This is a genomic window from Streptomyces sp. NPDC026672 (genome assembly GCF_040638185.1).
Classification (GTDB): domain Bacteria; phylum Actinomycetota; class Actinomycetes; order Streptomycetales; family Streptomycetaceae; genus Streptomyces.
The window spans coordinates 21,308-36,663 of record NZ_JBEZXS010000018.1; the positions used below are offsets into that span (position 1 = coordinate 21,308).

Below are 15,356 nucleotides of genomic sequence, written 5' to 3' on the forward strand. Positions count from 1 at the left end.
GACCCGCCCGGTCTCAGTTCTTGCGGCGGCGGGTCAGGAGTAGGGCTCCGGCGCCTGCTGCGAGGAGTGCGGCGGCGCCGCCCGCGAGGTACGGCGTCGTCGAGCTGCCGCCCGTTTCCGCCAGGTCGGTGCGTTCGGGGGCGCCCTGGGACCTGACGTCCCCGGGCGGGGTCTCGCAGGAGGCCCCGGCGAGCGTCACAGTGCCCCGGACGTCCGCCACGTTGAGCTTCAACGGGTTGACGGAGACGTTGAGTTCGAGGGCGGTCGCGGCGGCCGTACGGGACGTGGTCGCGTGCTTCGAGAGGTCGAGGCGGACCTCACCGACGCCGGGGACACGGACGTCGGTGGGGCCGCCCGCGCTCAGGGTCACGCGCTTGCCGAGGACGGTCACCGCGCCGACGACATCGGCGTCGGCGACCGGCGCCCTCCCCGCCTCGCACGTGGCCCGTGAGGTCACGGTGTCGACCTCGATCAGGGACAGCAGGGGCAGGCCGGGGACATGGAGCTTGGCGTGGGCCAGGCGGACCGAGCCCTCGGCACGCCCGTCGGTCACCGTCGCCTTCGCCGTGGCGACGTCGGCGGCGAGGACGGTGAACGGCTTGTCGCCGTCCACCCCGTCGAGCCGGGCGGTGAGTGTGCTCCGCTCGGCGCTCCTCGGTGCCTCCACCTCGTTGAGGGAGACCGCGAGCGGGACGTTCACGGTCTTGTCGAGGAGGGACACGTCGAGTCCGGTCCGCAGGACGGCGGCGCTCGCGCGACCGTGGTCGTCGGTCGCGTGCGCGGCGTGCGCGCCGGCCAGGACCGCGGGACCGGCGCTCAGGGCCGTGGCCGCCGCGACGACGGCGAGGCGGCGGGCGGGCATGCGGAAGGTATGGCTGTTCACGGTGGTGGGACCCCCAGACGGAACTTGCTCGGGACCCGAGAAGGATTACGCACTGTGGGTGATCAGTCAGCGATCCTGCGTTACTTCACCCCATCGTGGGGTTTCCGCGCGCCTTTTCGATTCATGGGGCACATGCGTTCCCCTAGCCGATGATCCGTCCCTCCAGCACCACCCGTCGGGGCGCCGCCAGCACCCGTACGTCGGCCCGGGGATCCTCGTCGTACACCACGAGGTCGGCCGGCGCCCCCTCCACGAGTCCGGGCCGTCCGAGCCAGTCCCGCGCGGCCCAGGCCGCCGCCGACACCGCCTCGACCGGCGGGATGCCCGCGGTGACGAGTTCGGCGACCTCGGCCGCGACCAGCCCGTGCGCGAGCGATCCGCCGGCGTCGGTGCCGACGTACACCGGGATGCCCGCGTCACGGGCGGAGCGCACGGTGTCGTAGCGCGCCTCGTACAGCCGCCGCATATGGGCCGACCAGCGCGGGAACCTGGTGTCGCCGCCCGCGGCGAGCTGCGGGAAGGTCGCGATGTTGACGAGGGTGGGGACGATGGCGACACCGCGTTCGGCGAACAGCGGGATCAGTTCGTCGGACAGTCCGGTGGCGTGTTCGATGCAGTCGATGCCCGCCTCGACCAGGTCGCGCAGGGAACTCTCGGCGAAGCAGTGCGCGGTGACGCGCGCGCCGAGCCGGTGCGCCTCCGCGATGGCCGCCTCGACGGCGTCGCGCGGCCAGCAGGCGGCCAGGTCGCCGAGGTCGCGGTCGATCCAGTCGCCGACGAGCTTGACCCAGCCGTCGCCGCGGCGGGCCTCCTGGGCGACGTACGCGACGAGTTCGCCGGGCTCGATCTCGTGGGCGAAGTCGCGGATGTAGCGGCGGGTGCGCGCGATGTGCCGGCCGGCCCGGATGATCTTCGGGAGGTCGGGGCGGTCGTCGATCCAGCGGGTGTCGGTGGGCGCCCCCGCGTCGCGGATCAGCAGGGTGCCCGCCTCGCGGTCGGTCAGCGCCTGCTTCTCGGCGACGTCGTCGTCCACGGGGCCGTGCACACCGAGCCCCACGTGGCAGTGGGCGTCGACGAGACCGGGCAGCGCCCAGCCGGTCACGGTCCGTTCGTCCCGGGCGCCGGCGGGACGGTCGTAGGAGATCCGCCCGCCGACGACCCACACCTCGTCACGCACCTCGTCAGGACCGACGAGAACCCGCCCCTTGACCCGCAGCACCAGCTCATCGCTCATACCGGCACCCTAGGGCCTGTCTGACAATTCCCGCCGGGCCCGCGGCATCTGGCACCGCACCTCGCCGCGTTGTCGGGCACGCCCAAGTACGTCCAGTACGAGGGCGACCCTCCGCCTTGCGATGCACGGCACCAGACACCGCGGCCTGATCCGACGCGAATCGTCAGACCGGCCCTAGTGAAGCCGTGTGTCGTCCTTCCCCGTGCGGTCGGGCGTTGTCTCCGGGACCTCGGCCATGGCCGGGTCGAGGAGGCGGGAGAGGAAGTGGCGGGTGCGCTCGTGCTCGGGGGCGCCGATGACGCGGTCGGGGGTGCCGTCCTCTACGACGACCCCGCCGTCCATGAAGACGACCCGGTCGGCGACCTCGCGGGCGAAGGTCATCTCGTGGGTGACGACCATCATGGTCATGCCCTCGTCGGCGAGCATCCGCATCACCGCGAGGACGTCGCCGACCAGTTCGGGGTCGAGCGCCGAGGTCGGCTCGTCGAACAGCATGACCTCGGGCCCCATGGCCAGCGCCCGCGCGATGGCGACGCGCTGCTGCTGGCCGCCGGAGAGGGAGGCGGGGTAGGCGCCGGCCTTCTCGGACAGGCCGACGCGCGCCAGGTTCTCGGCGGCGACCCGCGCCGCCGTCGCCTTGTCCCGCCCCAGCACCCGCCGCTGCGGGAGCGTGAGGTTCTCGGTGACGGACAGGTGCGGGAAGAGGTTGAACTGCTGGAAGACCATGCCGATGCGGCGGCGCACGGCGTCGATGTCGACGTCCGGGTCGGTGATCTCGGTGCCGCCCACGAAGACCTGGCCCCCGGTGGGCTCCTCCAGCAGGTTCACACAGCGCAGGAGGGTCGACTTGCCGGAGCCGGACGGGCCGATGACACAGACGACCTCGCCCTGGCCGATCTCCAGGTCGATGCCCTTGAGCACCTCGTTGTCACCGAACGACTTGCGCAGACCGCTGACGCGGATCTCCGGGCGGCTCAACGGATCGCCTCCTGGGACTTGGACTCCATACGGCGCACGACGAGGCCGAGCGGGACGGTGACGAGGAGGTAGCACAGCCCCGCCACCAGCAGCGGGGTGGAGTTGGCGGTCTGGCTGGCCAGGTCGTTGCCGAACTTGGACAGTTCGCGCTCCTCCAGCGTGACCCCGAGGAACAGCACCAGCGAGGAGTCCTTGAACAGCAGGACGAGTTCGTTGGTGAGCGGCGGCAGGACGATCCGGAACGCCTGCGGGACGATGATGGAGACCATGGCCCGGGCGGGCGAGAAGCCCAGCGAACGGGCCGCCTCCATCTGCCCCTTGGGCACGGCCTGGATGCCCGCGCGGATGGTCTCGGCCATATACGCGGCGGAGACCAGGCCGAGGGCGACGGCCACCTTGCCGTAGGTGCCGCCCGGGAACTGCACCCCGGGGAAGGCCAGCGGCACGGCGACGCCCACGAAGATGAAGATCAGCAGGGCGGGCAGACCGCGGAAGATCTCGATGTAGACGCCGGCGACCCAGCGGTAGGGGCCCACGGACGACAGCCGCATCAGCGCGATCACCATGCCGAGCACCAGGCCGACGACGAAGCCGGACAGGGTGAAGAGCACGGTGTTCTTCAGCGCCAGCGTGATGACGTCGGGGAACATCTGCCGGGCGACGTCGGCCTGCGCGAACTGGTTCTTCAGCCGCCCCCAGTCCGCCGAGACGGCCAGGGCGATCACCGCGGCGACGAACACGCCGTACTGCGCACCGCGCGAGGCCCGGCGCCGCTGGGTGCGGGTCAGCCCCTTGCGGCGGGGCAGGACCGTGGTGTCGGTGGTGTCGGTGGTGTCGGCGGGGCCGGTCATGAGGCGGAGGGCGAGGCGGCCGAGGCGTCGTACGGGCCGATCCACTGCTCGTAGATCTTCTTGTACGTGCCGTCCGCCTTGGCGTCCGTGAGGGCCTTGTCGATCGCGGCGAGGAGCTTCGCGTTGCCCTTCTTCACCGTGAAGCCGTACTGCTCACCGGTGTTGAGGTTGTCGACGACCTGGAAGGCCGCGGCGTTCGCCTTGTCCTTGAGCCAGCCCTGGACGACCGGGTAGTCGATGACCACGGCCTGGACCTGGCCGGTGCGCAGGCCGTTGAGGACGGCGTCGGAGGAGGCGAAGGAGGTCGGGTCGAGGCCCTTGCTCCGGGCGTAGTCCTCGCCGGTGGTCTGCGCCTGCGCGCCGAGCTTGCGGCCCTTGGCCTTGAGGTCGGCGAGCGAGGTGACGCCGCTCTTCCGGTCGGCGAGCACGGCCTGGGTGGCGTCGAAGTACGGCTGCGAGAAGTCGACGTTCTTCTTGCGCTCCTCGGTGATCGTCATGCCGGCGGCGGCGAGGTCGCACTGGCCGGAGTTGAGGAACGCGCCGGTCTTGAAGTTCTCGAAGGGCGTGTCGAGGATCTGCTGCTTCACGCCGAGGTTCTTGGCGACGAGGTCGATCAGCGACACGTCGAAGCCCTGCACCTTGCCGTCGATCTCCGACTGGAAGGGCGGGTAGGGCAGGTGGGTGCAGGTCGTGAGCTGCCCGGCCTTGACGAGCCGGACGCCGCCCGCGGCGGTGTTCGACGTGCCACCGCTGTCGCCCGACGAGCACCCGGCCACGAGGGCCAGTCCGGCCGCGGTGGCGGTGGCGGCCAGGACACGGGCCCGGCGCCCGAGGAGCGTGATCACGGGACCTCCTGTGAGGGAACTTTGTCTTCCGACTGATGCGGCTTCCGATTATAAGGAAAGGTTGGGGGTCCTCAAATTAATCCGATGGTTCCGTGCCCATTTGACCTGGGAAGTCTCCAGTCCTGGCGGTGGCGGGGGCGCGGGCTACGCTCGACGGCGTTGATCCCTCGCGAGTGGAGAGAGCACCGCCATGACCACCCATGCCTTCCTCGACCTGCCCCCGTTGACCGCCGCGCGCTTCGCGGCGATCGAGGACCGGGTGGCCCGGCTCCTCGGCACCCGGCAGGACGTCGTGATCATGCAGGGCGAGGCGCTGCTGCCACTGGAGGGCGCCATCCGGGGCACCGCGGGACCGGGCACGACCGCACTGAACGTGATCACCGCCCGTACGGGCAGACCTTCGGCACCTGGCTGCGGGACTGCGGCGCCACGGTGATCGACCTGGCGGTGCCGTTCCACACGGCGGTGACGGCCGGGCAGGTCCGGGAGGCGTTCGCCGAGCACCCGGAGATCGACTTCGTGTCCCTGGTGCACGCGGAGGCGGCCACCGGCAACACCAACCCGGTCGCGGAGATCGGCGAGGCGGTGCGGGAGCAGGGCGCCCTGTTCTACCTGGACGCGGTCGCCTCCGTGGGCGCCGAACCGGTCCTGCCGGACGAGTGGGGCGTGGACCTGTGCGTGATCGGGGCGCAGAAGGCGATGGGCGGCCCGGCCGGGGTGTCGGCGGTCTCGGTCAGCGAGCGGGCGTGGGCGCGGATGGCGGCCACCCCCGGGGCACCGCGGCGCTCCTACCTGTCGTTGCTGGACTGGAAGGAGCGCTGGCTCGACGCCGGCCGCACGGCGCTGCCGCACGCTCCGGCGCAGCTGGAGATGCTGGCCCTGGAGGCGTGCCTGGAGCGGATCGAGGCGGTGGGGGCGGCGCAGGTGATGCGGCGCCACCGGGAGGCGGCGCGGGCGACGCGGGCGGGCGCGGCGGCCCTGGGCGGGGGCCTGGAGCCGTATGTGTACGAGGCGGCGGACGCGGCGCCGGTGGCGACGACGCTGCGGGTGCCGGCCGGGCTGGTGGCCTCCGAGCTGGTCGCCCACGCCCTGGCGGCGGATCCGGCGCTGCCCCTCGCGGCGGGCGGCGGCGCATTGGCCGAGGAGATGGTCAGGGTCAACCACTACGGCGCCGACGCGACGCCGGAAGCGGTGCGCCGGTCGCTGGACGCGCTGGGCGCGGCCCTCGCGGACAAGGGCCTCACGGCGGACCGGGAGGGCGCGCTGCGCGCCGCGAATTCCGCCTGGGGGCAGGCAATCGGGGCCTGAATTCAAAGAGAATTCCAGAATTTATCGGCCGGATAGCTTTCCCGAGCTCTTCTGCCCCGGTTCTCCGGAGCTAAACGCAGAGATTTTCAGGCGGGTTACAGCCTTGTGACGCACCGCACACCAAGTCCATTTTATTGTGATTTACGGGGGCGCAAACCTCACATATCGGACTGGCTTCGTACACAAAACAGTGCACCCGAAGCACGTCGCCCTGCATTTTTTAATTTCTCTCGCTAAATTCAATCCGCATGACTGCCGCACAAGCAGACCTGCTCATCGACCGCCCCGCGGTGACGGACGGGGCCGCGCTCTGGCGTATGGCGCGGGCCTCGGGAACGCTCGATCTGAACTCCCCGTACAGCTATCTCCTGTGGTGCCGCGACTTCGCCGGCACCTCGGCGGTGGCCCGCGGGGCGGACGACGTGCCCGTCGGTTTCGTCACCGGATACGTGCGGCCGGAGCGACCCCACACCCTGCTCGTCTGGCAGGTGGCGGTGGACGCGTCCCACCGCGGGCGCGGTGTCGCCGCCGCCCTGCTCGACGCGCTGATCGCGCGGATCGGCGCCGAAGGCGGCATCACGTCCGTGGAGACGACGATCACGCCCGACAACGCCGCGTCCGAGCGCCTGTTCACCTCGTTCGCCACCCGCCACGGCGCCTCCGTCACCCGTGAGGTGCTGTTCGACGCGGGCCTGTTCCCGGACGGCCCCCACCAGCCCGAAGTCCTCTTCCGGATCGGCCCGTTGACCCCCCACCCGGCGCACCTCTGAGGAGCGAATCACCGTGACCATCACCCAGCCCGACCTGAGCGTGTTCGAGACCCTGGAGTCCGAGGTACGCAGCTACTGCCGCGGCTGGCCCACCGTCTTCGACCGGGCGCGCGGCAGCGAGATGTTCGACGAGGACGGCCATCGCTACCTCGACTTCTTCGCCGGTGCCGGATCGCTCAACTACGGCCACAACAACCCGGTGCTCAAGCGGGCCCTGGTGGACTACCTGCTGCGCGACGGGGTCACCCACGGCCTCGACATGTCGACCACGGCCAAACGTTCCTTCCTCCAGACCTTCCAGGACCTGGTGCTGCGGCCGCGTGATCTGCCGTACAAGGTCATGTTCCCGGGGCCGACCGGCACCAACGCCGTGGAGTCCGCGCTGAAGCTGGCGCGGAAGGTGAAGGGGCGCGAGGCGATCGTGTCGTTCACCAACGCCTTCCACGGCATGTCCCTGGGCTCCCTCGCCGTCACCGGCAACGCCTTCAAGCGGGCCGGCGCCGGCATCCCGCTGGTGCACGGCACGCCGATGCCGTTCGACCACTACCTCGACGGACAGGTCCCCGACTTCCTGTGGTTCGAACGGCTCCTGGAGGACCAGGGCTCCGGGCTCAACCAGCCGGCCGCCGTGATCGTGGAGACCGTGCAGGGCGAGGGCGGCATCAACGTGGCCCGCGCCGAGTGGCTGCGCCGGCTCGCGCAGCTGTGCGAGCGGCGGGACATGCTGCTGATCGTCGACGACATCCAGATGGGCTGCGGCCGCACCGGCGCCTTCTTCTCGTTCGAGGAGGCCGGGATCGTGCCCGACATCGTCACCGTGTCCAAGTCGATCAGCGGCTACGGACTGCCCATGTCGCTGTGCCTGTTCAAGCCCGAGCTGGACGTCTGGGAGCCGGGCGAGCACAACGGCACCTTCCGCGGCAACAACCCGGCCTTCGTGACGGCCACCGCCGCCCTGGAGTCGTACTGGGCGGACGGCTCCGCCATGGAGAAGCAGACCCGTGCGCGCGGCGAGCAGGTCGAGCAGAGCCTGATCGCCGTCACCGAGGAGAACCTCGCCGACGTCAAGGAGTACCGGGGACGCGGGCTCGTGTGGGGCCTGGAGTTCCACGACAAGGGGCGCGCCGAGCGGGTGGCGCGGCGCGCGTTCGACCTCGGGCTGCTCATCGAGACGTCCGGTCCGGAGAGCGAGGTCGTCAAACTCCTGCCCGCCCTCACCGTCAGCCCGGACGAACTGGACGAGGGGCTGAGCGTCCTCGCCCGCGCCGTCCGTGAAACCGTCTAGCAAGGAGGCCAGTACCACCGTGATCGTCCGCTCGTTCAAGGACATCGAAGGCACCGACCGGCACGTCAGGGCGGCGTCCGGGACCTGGGAGAGCAAGCGCATCGTGCTCGCCAAGGAGCGCGTGGGCTTCTCCCTCCACGAGACCGTCCTCTACGCCGGGACGGAGACGTCGATGTGGTACGCCAACCACGTCGAGGCCGTCGTCTGCGTCGAGGGCGCGGCCGAACTCACCGACCAGGAGACCGGGAGGACGTACTCGATCACTCCCGGCACCATGTACCTCCTCGACGGGCACGAGCGGCACACGCTGCGCGTCCAGGAGGACTTCCGCTGCATCTGCGTGTTCAACCCGCCCGTGACCGGACGGGAGGACCACGACGAGAACGGCGTGTACCCGCTGCTCACCGAGCCCGAGGAGGTGTGAACGCCATGACCGCCATGACCGTCACCGACCTGTACCCCAGCCGGGGCCCCGTCGAGGTCTCCGTACCGCGCCGGGACCCGGTGGTCTGGGGCTCCCCCGACACCCCCGGCCCCGTCCCGGCCGCCGGCCTCCAGGCGTACGAGCGCGACGGCTTCCTGGCCGTCGATGAGTTGATCACGCCGGACGAGGTCGCCGTGTACCGGCGGGAGCTGGAGCGGCTGGTCACGGACCCGGGCGTCCGGGCCGACGACCGGTCGATCGTCGAGCCGAAGTCGAAGGAGATCCGCTCGGTCTTCGAGGTGCACCGGATCAGCGAGGTGTTCGCGAACCTGGTGCGCGACGAGCGGGTCGTCGGCCGGGCCCGGCAGATCCTCGGCTCGGAGGTGTACGTGCACCAGTCCCGGATCAACGTGAAGCCGGGCTTCGGGGCGAGCGGCTTCTACTGGCACTCGGACTTCGAGACCTGGCACGCCGAGGACGGGCTGCCGAACATGCGGACCGTGTCGGTGTCGATCGCGCTGACCGAGAACCGCGACACCAACGGCGGGCTCATGATCATGCCGGGTTCGCACCGCACGTTCCTCGGCTGCGCGGGAGCCACGCCCGAGGACAACTACAAGAAGTCGCTCCAGATGCAGGACGCGGGCACGCCGTCCGACGAGGCGCTGACCGCGATCGCGGGTGAGTACGGCATCAAGCTGTTCACCGGTGCGGCCGGTTCGGCGACCTGGTTCGACTGCAACTGCATGCACGGCTCCGGCGACAACATCACGCCGTTCCCGCGCAGCAACGTGTTCATCGTGTTCAACAGCGTGGAGAACGCGGCGGTGGAGCCCTTCGCCGCGCCGGGCCGTAGGCCGGAGTTCATCGGCGCCCGGGACTTCACGCCCGTCCGCTGAGACCGCCGGGCCCGGGGCGGGCCGACCCTCACCCGGCTCCGCCCCCCCCCGGCCCGGCCCACCGTGCCGCCGGCCGTCCTCGCGACGGCCGGCGGCACGTGCGTGTGCGGCGGGTGGCGTCCGTGGTGTGCGGCGGTCAGCCGGACAGCGCGTCCAGCAGGCGGTCGACGTCGGCGGTCGTGTTGTAGAGGTGGAAGGCGGCGCGCAGATGGCCCGCGCGGTCGGAGACCTCGATGCCCGCCGCGCTCAACCCGGGCTGCCGGGAACCGAGTCCGGGTACCGAGACGATCGCCGAGCCGGGTGCGGGCACCGGCTCGTGGCCGAGTCCGGCGAGCCCGGCCCGGAACCGGTCGGCGAGCCCCACGGCGTGGGCGTGCAGGGCGGACACCCCGAGTTCCCCGATCAGTTCGAGGGAGCGGCGCAGCCCGGCGTAGGTGAACAGGGCGTGCGTGAGGTCGAAGCGCCGGGCGGAGTGGGCGAGTTCGGCGACCGGGCCGTAGCAGCTGTCCCAGGGTGCCTCGCCCGCGACCCAGCCGGCGAGGACCGGTACGAGTCCGCCGAGGTCCTCGGGGACGGTGAGGAAGGCCGCGCCGTGCGGGCCGAACAGCCACTTGAAGGAGACGGTGGCGGTGAAGTCGTAGGCGTCGGCGTCGACCGGCAGCCAGCCCGCGGCCTGGGAGAAGTCGACGTAGGTGCGGGCACCGTGCTCGTGGGCGGCCTCGCGCAGGGTGGGCAGGTCGGCGAGCCGGCCGTCGGCGGACTGGACGGCGCTGACCGCGACGAGCGCGGTTCCGGGGCGGACGGACTCGGCGATCCGCTCCAGCGGCACCGCGCGCACCTTGAGGTCGCCGCGGACGTGGAACGGGTTCAGCACGGAGGTGAAGTCGTCCTCGGCGGTGAGGACTTCGGCGCCCGCGGGCAGCGACGCGGCGATCACTCCGGTGTGCGCGGCGACCGAGGCGCCCGCCGCGACGCGGGTCGCCGGGACTCCGGTGAGCCGGGCGTACGCGGCCCGGCAGGACTCGACGTCCTCGTGGAGCGGGCGCAGCGGCCGGCCCTCGGCCCGCATCAGCGCCGCCTCGTGCAGGGCGGTGACGGTACGGGCGGGCAGCAGGCCGTTGCTCGCGGTGTTGAGGTAGGTGCTCCTGGGGGCGAACTCGGCGCGGACGAGGCTCTCGAACGTCTCCATGGGACCACTGTGCGGCCCGGGGCACTCCCCGTCCATCGCGCCCGGTGCCACGGCCGCGCCAAGTGGGGCTTATACGTCCGCCCCGGCCTGCGGTTTCTCAGTTCTGCGGGACCGCGCACCCGTCCGGGCCGCACGCCTCGGCGTCACCCTGGTCGACGAGGGTGAGCGGGGCGCGCTCGCCCCACGCCTGGGTGAGCGCGCGGGTGAAGACCTCGGCGGGCTGGGCGCCGGAGACGCCGTACTTGCGGTCGAGGACGAAGAAGGGCACGCCGTTTGCGCCGAGCTGGGCGGCCTCGCGCTCGTCGGCGCGGACCTCGTCGGCGTAGGCGGTGGGGTCGGCGAGGACCGTGCGGCTGGCGTCGGCGTCCAGGCCGGCCTCGGCGGCGAGGGCCACGAGCCGTTCGTCGCCCTCGGTGAAGAGGGAGCGTTCCTCGGCGAAGTTGGCGCGGTAGAGGAGCTGGACGAGCCGGTCCTGGAGGCCCTGTTCCTTGGCGAAGTGGAGCAGGCGGTGCATGTCGAAGGTGTTGCCGTGGTCACGGCCGCGGGTGCGGTAGTCGAGTCCCTCGGCGGCGGCCTGCGCGCCCAGGTTCTCCTCGCCTGCCTGGGCCTGCGCCTCGCTCATGCCGTACTTCTTGGTGAGCATCGCCAGGACGGGCTCGACGTCGCCCTTGGCGCGGCCGGGGTCCAGCTCGAAGGACCGGTGGACCACCTCGACCTGCTCACGGTGCGGGAAGGCCGCGAGCGCCTTCTCGAAGCGGGCCTTGCCCACGTAGCACCAGGGGCAGGCGATGTCGCTCCAGATCTCGACGCGCATGTCTTCGGCTCTCTCCGGCTCGTACAGGGGACGGGGGCTCTCCCCGCTCGTGCGCGAACGTCCGGTCAGCTGCTTTCATTCCCGGGCACCGGGCACCGTGTACCGCAGCCGCAGATGGTGGTCGCCCTCCGCGAGCGGCAGGTCGGGGTCGGGGGTCCAGCCCTGGCGGGCGTAGAAGCCCTGGGCGCGGGTGTTGTCGACGTGCACGTCGAGCACGGCGGTGCGCCGGCCGTCGGCCCGCCACTGCTCGACGCACGCGGTGTGCAGGGCGGTGCCGACGCCGTCGCGCCAGCGGTCGGGGTCGACGTGGAACTGGTACAGCTTGACCGTTTCCGCGGACTCCCCTTCCGGGGTGCGGAAGGAGGCGAGCGCGGTGATCCGGCCCTGTTCGACCACGCACAGCACCTGTCCGTCGGGCCGCTCGATGGCGCCGCGCCAGGCGGCGGTCCAGTCGGTGCCGTCGTCCGGGAGGCCGTCGGGGTAGTACGTGGCCCGCGCCCGGGTGTGCAGGGCGGCGACGGTCTCCGCCTCGGCGGGCAGGACGGTACGGATCACTCGGCTGCCGGTGGGTCGGTCACTGATCATGCAACGGAGGACGTGACCGGGTGCCGGGACGGTTCCGGAGGGCCCCGGGCTCAGCTGCCGTCCCGCAGGTCGCTCGGCCAGACGGGCCGGTACTCGACGTGGTCGTAGGTCACGACGCAGCCCTCCCCGAGCGGCGACTGGGTCATGAAGCCGACGAGGGCGGCGCCGGTCTCCTCCTCGGTGCCGAGGGTGAACAGCCGGACGAAGGTCCAGCGCCGGCCGTCGCGGGAGGCGTGGAAGGCGAAGGCCCGGCCGGTGCGGCTGATCCGAAGCCAGACGGAACTGCCGTCCACGGTGAAGGAGTTGGCGTCGTCGGAGTGGCCCCGGGTGACCACGGTGCAGACGGTGGGCACGTCCGGGGAGTACTCCAGGCACAGCTTGGCCCACTGCCGTTCGCCGACGTGGACGTAGAGCACACCGGCGTCGAAGGAGGAGGTGAACCCGACGGTGACCCGGGCGATCAGCTGGAAGTCGCCGTCCGGCGCCCCGAGCAGCCGGGGCGCGTCGGAGGCGGGGTCGAGCGCTTCCCCGGTGGGCGGCACGAACCGGTCCTGCCGTCCACCGGCCCACCCGGTGAGCACCCCGTTCTCGTAGGCCCAGTTGCCCTCCGGCCCATGACTGCGCAGGGGAAAGGGCAGCTCGGGAAGTTCAAGGTCCATGACGACATTTTCTCAGGCCGACACAGACGCGCCCCGTCAGGGGCGCGGGGAACTGCGCGATCAACCCCAGCGCACCCGCACCCCGAACCGCACCCGGACAGCCCACGGCGCTACCGCTCCAGAACCCCGTTGAACCGCCGGGGAAGCCCCAGGGGATTCTCGTCCCGCAACTCGTCGGGCAGCAGAGCGGCAGGCGCCCCCTGATAGGCAACGGGCCGCAACCACCGCTCGATGGCCGTACCCCCCACGGAAGTGGACGTGGAGGTGGTAGCCGGATAAGGCCCCCCGTGGTGCTGCGCCGCGGCCACCGCGACCCCCGTGGGCCATCCGTCGACGACGACCCGCCCGGCAAGGGGGGTCAGCTCGGCCAGCAGTTCGACACCACGCCCCTCTCCGGCGGCCTCACCCGCGGAGAGGTGCACCGTGGCCGTCAGGTTCCCCGGCAGCCGGGACAGCACGGCCGTCGCCTCGTTCTCGTCCTCGTACCGCACGACCACGGTCACCGGGCCGAAGCACTCCTCCAGGAGCAGGTCGTGCGCCCCGCCCTCGGCCAGCCTGCGGGCGGGCACCGTGAGGAAGCCGGGGCTCACCGTGTGCTCGCTGCCCGCCCCGGGCGTCACCGGGGACTCGACGTCCTCCAGCGCGGCGCGCTCGCCGACGCCCGCGACGAAGTTGTCCCGCATCCGGTGGTCGAGGAGGACCCCGGCCGCCGTGTCGCTGACCGCGTCCGTCAGCGACTTGACGAGGCGGTCCCCGGCGGCGCCCGCGGGCGCGAGGACCAGGCCCGGCTTGACGCAGAACTGCCCGACGCCCAGGGTCATCGACCCGGCGAGCCCGGCCCCGATGGCCTCCGCGCGCTCGGCCGCCGCCGCCTCGGTGACGAGCACCGGGTTGAGCGAGCCGAGTTCGCCGTGGAAGGGGATCGGCACGGGGCGCGCGGCGGCGGCGTCGAACAGGGCCCGGCCGCCGCGCACCGACCCTGTGAAGCCGGCCGCGGCGACGAGCGGGTGCCGGATCAGCTCGATGCCCGCGTCGAAGCCGTGGACGAGGCCGATCGCTCCCTCGGGGACGCCGTGTTCGGCGGCGGCCCGGCGCAGCACCTTGGCGACCAGTTCGGACAGGGCGGGGTGGTCGGGGTGCGCCTTGACGACCACCGGGTTGCCCGCGGCGAGCGCGCTCGCGGTGTCGCCGCCGGCGACCGAGAAGGCGAAGGGGAAGTTGGACGCCGAGTAGACGGCGACAACACCGAGGGGCACCTTGTAACGGCGCAGGTCGGGGATGGGCGGGGTCGCGGTGTCGTCGGGGTGGTTGATGACGACGTCGAGGAAGGCGCCCTCGTCCACGATGTCGGCGAAGGCACGCAACTGGTAGACGGTGCGGGCGAGTTCGCCGGTCAGCCGGACCGGGCCGAGCGCGGTCTCGGCGTCGGCGGCCTCGACGAGGTGGTCCCTGGCGGCGTCGAGTCCTGCGGCGGCGGAGCGCAGGAAGGCGGAGCGGACGGTACGGTCGGCGAGGCCGGCACGGGCGGCGTGGGCCGCGCGGACGGTGGCGTCGACCTCCTCGGCGGTGGCCTCCACGGCGACCTGCTCCCGCTGCTTCCCGGTTCGCGGGTCGACACTCCAGACTGGTGCTGCTGCCACCGCGGGTCCCTCCATGTAGTGCCGCAGAACATCGGTTCATCCATCAGAGGCGTTCGATATACTGAACAATGTCTCGGATGATGAATATCTCGGAGACTATTTCCCGTCGAACGAAGGGGTCAAGCGCGATGTCGGCAGGCGAGACAGGCGGCGGGGCACAGGTCAAGTCCGCCGTGCGGACCGTTGAGTTGCTCGAATACTTCGCCGGCAGACCCGGCATGCACTCCCTCGCCGCGGTCCAGGAGGCCGTGGGGTACCCCAAGTCCAGCCTCTACATGCTGCTGCGCACCCTGGTGGAGCTGGGCTGGGTGGAGACCGACGCGACGGGCACGCGGTACGGCATCGGGGTGCGGGCGCTGCTCGTCGGCACCTCGTACATCGACGGGGACGAGGTCGTGGCGGCGGCCCGCCCGACCCTGGACCGGCTCTCCGACGACACCACCGAGACGATCCACCTGGCACGCCTCGACGGCACGAACGTCGTCTACCTCGCCACCCGCCAGTCGCAGCACTACCTGCGCCCCTTCACCCGGGTGGGCCGCCGGCTGCCCGCCCACTCGACCTCGCTGGGCAAGGCGCTGCTCGCCACCCACACCGACGAGCAGGTCCGCAAGCTGCTCCCGGAGACGCTGCCCGCGCTGACCGAGCACACCATCACCGACCGGGAGAAGCTCATCGAGGAGCTGCGCCAGGTGCGGGAGCAGGGCTTCGCCGTCGACCGGGAGGAGAACACGCTGGGCCTGCGCTGCTTCGGGGTGGCCGTCCCGTACCGCACTCCCGCGCGTGACGCCATCAGCTGCTCGGTGCCGGTGGCCCGGCTGACCCCCGCACACGAGCAGACGATCAAGGACGCGCTGTTCGACGCGCGCGACCGGCTGACCCTGGCGACCAGACGGCTGTGACCGCCGTGTGACGGTTCTCCGCACGTTCGCCGGGGACGCACCGGGAAAAGGGTCGTACGGGAACGATTGCCCCGATCCGGTCGTCCTACA

15 protein-coding genes and 1 pseudogene are annotated in these 15,356 nt (G+C 71.7%); 6 read left to right on the top strand and 10 right to left on the bottom strand.

From position 1 onward, the window contains the following. Positions 1-13: 13 nt before the first annotated feature. From AB0F77_RS21510 to AB0F77_RS21530, 5 genes are all read right to left on the bottom strand, one after another. On the bottom strand, positions 14-883 hold the full coding sequence (locus tag AB0F77_RS21510; protein WP_361950821.1) for an SCO1860 family LAETG-anchored protein: 870 nt from the start codon (positions 881-883) through the stop codon (positions 14-16). A gap of 142 nt (positions 884-1,025) precedes the next feature. Then, positions 1,026-2,117, bottom strand: a complete 1,092-nt coding sequence (locus AB0F77_RS21515; RefSeq protein WP_361950824.1) for an amidohydrolase family protein — start codon at positions 2,115-2,117, stop codon at positions 1,026-1,028. Between the two features lie 174 nt (positions 2,118-2,291). Beyond that, on the bottom strand, positions 2,292-3,095 hold the full coding sequence (locus AB0F77_RS21520) for an amino acid ABC transporter ATP-binding protein (protein ID WP_361950827.1): 804 nt from the start codon (positions 3,093-3,095) through the stop codon (positions 2,292-2,294). Beyond that, the gene (locus tag AB0F77_RS21525) at positions 3,092-3,946 is read right to left on the bottom strand and encodes an amino acid ABC transporter permease (RefSeq protein WP_361950829.1); all 855 of its coding nucleotides are present in this window, start codon (positions 3,944-3,946) and stop codon (positions 3,092-3,094) included. Before AB0F77_RS21525 ends, AB0F77_RS21520 begins: the two co-directional genes overlap by 4 nt. Next, complete coding sequence (locus tag AB0F77_RS21530; RefSeq protein WP_361950832.1) at positions 3,943-4,791, bottom strand: transporter substrate-binding domain-containing protein; 849 nt, start codon at positions 4,789-4,791, stop codon at positions 3,943-3,945. The genes AB0F77_RS21525 and AB0F77_RS21530 overlap by 4 nt, the downstream gene beginning before the upstream one ends. 190 nt (positions 4,792-4,981) lie before the next feature. Between AB0F77_RS21530 and AB0F77_RS21535 the strand changes: the two are divergent. The 5 genes and pseudogenes from AB0F77_RS21535 (at position 4,982) to thpD (ending at position 9,477) form a co-directional block, all read left to right on the top strand. Further along, positions 4,982-6,099 (top strand): annotated as a pseudogene (locus tag AB0F77_RS21535) (aminotransferase class V-fold PLP-dependent enzyme). Positions 6,100-6,347: 248 nt separating this feature from the next. Continuing rightward, positions 6,348-6,869 (top strand): diaminobutyrate acetyltransferase, encoded by a 522-nt coding sequence (gene ectA / locus AB0F77_RS21540; protein ID WP_361950835.1) that lies wholly within the window; start codon positions 6,348-6,350, stop codon positions 6,867-6,869. 13 nt (positions 6,870-6,882) lie between these two features. Beyond that, positions 6,883-8,154 (top strand): diaminobutyrate--2-oxoglutarate transaminase, encoded by a 1,272-nt coding sequence (gene ectB / locus AB0F77_RS21545; protein ID WP_361950838.1) that lies wholly within the window; start codon positions 6,883-6,885, stop codon positions 8,152-8,154. Positions 8,155-8,173: 19 nt separating this feature from the next. Then, the gene (locus AB0F77_RS21550) at positions 8,174-8,578 is read left to right on the top strand and encodes an ectoine synthase (RefSeq protein ID WP_361950841.1); all 405 of its coding nucleotides are present in this window, start codon (positions 8,174-8,176) and stop codon (positions 8,576-8,578) included. A gap of 5 nt (positions 8,579-8,583) precedes the next feature. Next, complete coding sequence (gene thpD, locus AB0F77_RS21555) at positions 8,584-9,477, top strand: ectoine hydroxylase (RefSeq protein WP_361950844.1); 894 nt, start codon at positions 8,584-8,586, stop codon at positions 9,475-9,477. A 136-nt stretch (positions 9,478-9,613) separates the two neighbouring features. Here the strand turns inward: thpD and AB0F77_RS21560 are convergent, their stop codons facing one another. The 5 genes from AB0F77_RS21560 to AB0F77_RS21580 form a co-directional block, all read right to left on the bottom strand. After that, positions 9,614-10,666 carry an aminotransferase class V-fold PLP-dependent enzyme gene (locus AB0F77_RS21560; protein ID WP_361950847.1) on the bottom strand — a complete coding sequence of 351 codons (1,053 nt, stop codon included), beginning with the start codon at positions 10,664-10,666 and terminating at the stop codon, positions 9,614-9,616. A gap of 97 nt (positions 10,667-10,763) precedes the next feature. Continuing rightward, entirely contained in the window at positions 10,764-11,480 is a 717-nt protein-coding gene (locus tag AB0F77_RS21565) for a DsbA family oxidoreductase (RefSeq protein WP_361950850.1), read from the bottom strand. Positions 11,481-11,555: 75 nt separating this feature from the next. Further along, positions 11,556-12,065, bottom strand: a complete 510-nt coding sequence (locus tag AB0F77_RS21570) for a GNAT family N-acetyltransferase (protein ID WP_361950853.1) — start codon at positions 12,063-12,065, stop codon at positions 11,556-11,558. Positions 12,066-12,115: 50 nt separating this feature from the next. Then, on the bottom strand, positions 12,116-12,724 hold the full coding sequence (locus tag AB0F77_RS21575) for a DUF1349 domain-containing protein (protein WP_361950856.1): 609 nt from the start codon (positions 12,722-12,724) through the stop codon (positions 12,116-12,118). Positions 12,725-12,834: 110 nt separating this feature from the next. Continuing rightward, on the bottom strand, positions 12,835-14,364 hold the full coding sequence (locus AB0F77_RS21580; protein ID WP_361950859.1) for an aldehyde dehydrogenase (NADP(+)): 1,530 nt from the start codon (positions 14,362-14,364) through the stop codon (positions 12,835-12,837). A 128-nt stretch (positions 14,365-14,492) separates the two neighbouring features. Between AB0F77_RS21580 and AB0F77_RS21585 the strand changes: the two genes are divergently transcribed. After that, on the top strand, positions 14,493-15,266 hold the full coding sequence (locus tag AB0F77_RS21585; protein WP_361950862.1) for an IclR family transcriptional regulator: 774 nt from the start codon (positions 14,493-14,495) through the stop codon (positions 15,264-15,266). Positions 15,267-15,356: the final 90 nt, after the last annotated feature.

Excerpts from the sequence above, each read along its gene's own strand:
- AB0F77_RS21515 (WP_361950824.1), bottom strand. The coding sequence starts at position 2,117 with ATGAGCGATGAGCTGGTGCTGCGGGTCAAGGGGCGGGTTCTCGTCGGT.
- AB0F77_RS21525 (WP_361950829.1), bottom strand. The coding sequence starts at position 3,946 with ATGACCGGCCCCGCCGACACCACCGACACCACCGACACCACGGTCCTG.
- ectA (WP_361950835.1), top strand. The coding sequence starts at position 6,348 with ATGACTGCCGCACAAGCAGACCTGCTCATCGACCGCCCCGCGGTGACG.
- thpD (WP_361950844.1), top strand. The coding sequence starts at position 8,584 with ATGACCGCCATGACCGTCACCGACCTGTACCCCAGCCGGGGCCCCGTC.
- AB0F77_RS21560 (WP_361950847.1), bottom strand. The coding sequence starts at position 10,666 with ATGGAGACGTTCGAGAGCCTCGTCCGCGCCGAGTTCGCCCCCAGGAGC.
- AB0F77_RS21565 (WP_361950850.1), bottom strand. The coding sequence starts at position 11,480 with ATGCGCGTCGAGATCTGGAGCGACATCGCCTGCCCCTGGTGCTACGTG.
- AB0F77_RS21570 (WP_361950853.1), bottom strand. The coding sequence starts at position 12,065 with ATGATCAGTGACCGACCCACCGGCAGCCGAGTGATCCGTACCGTCCTG.
- AB0F77_RS21575 (WP_361950856.1), bottom strand. The coding sequence starts at position 12,724 with ATGGACCTTGAACTTCCCGAGCTGCCCTTTCCCCTGCGCAGTCATGGG.
- AB0F77_RS21585 (WP_361950862.1), top strand. The coding sequence starts at position 14,493 with ATGTCGGCAGGCGAGACAGGCGGCGGGGCACAGGTCAAGTCCGCCGTG.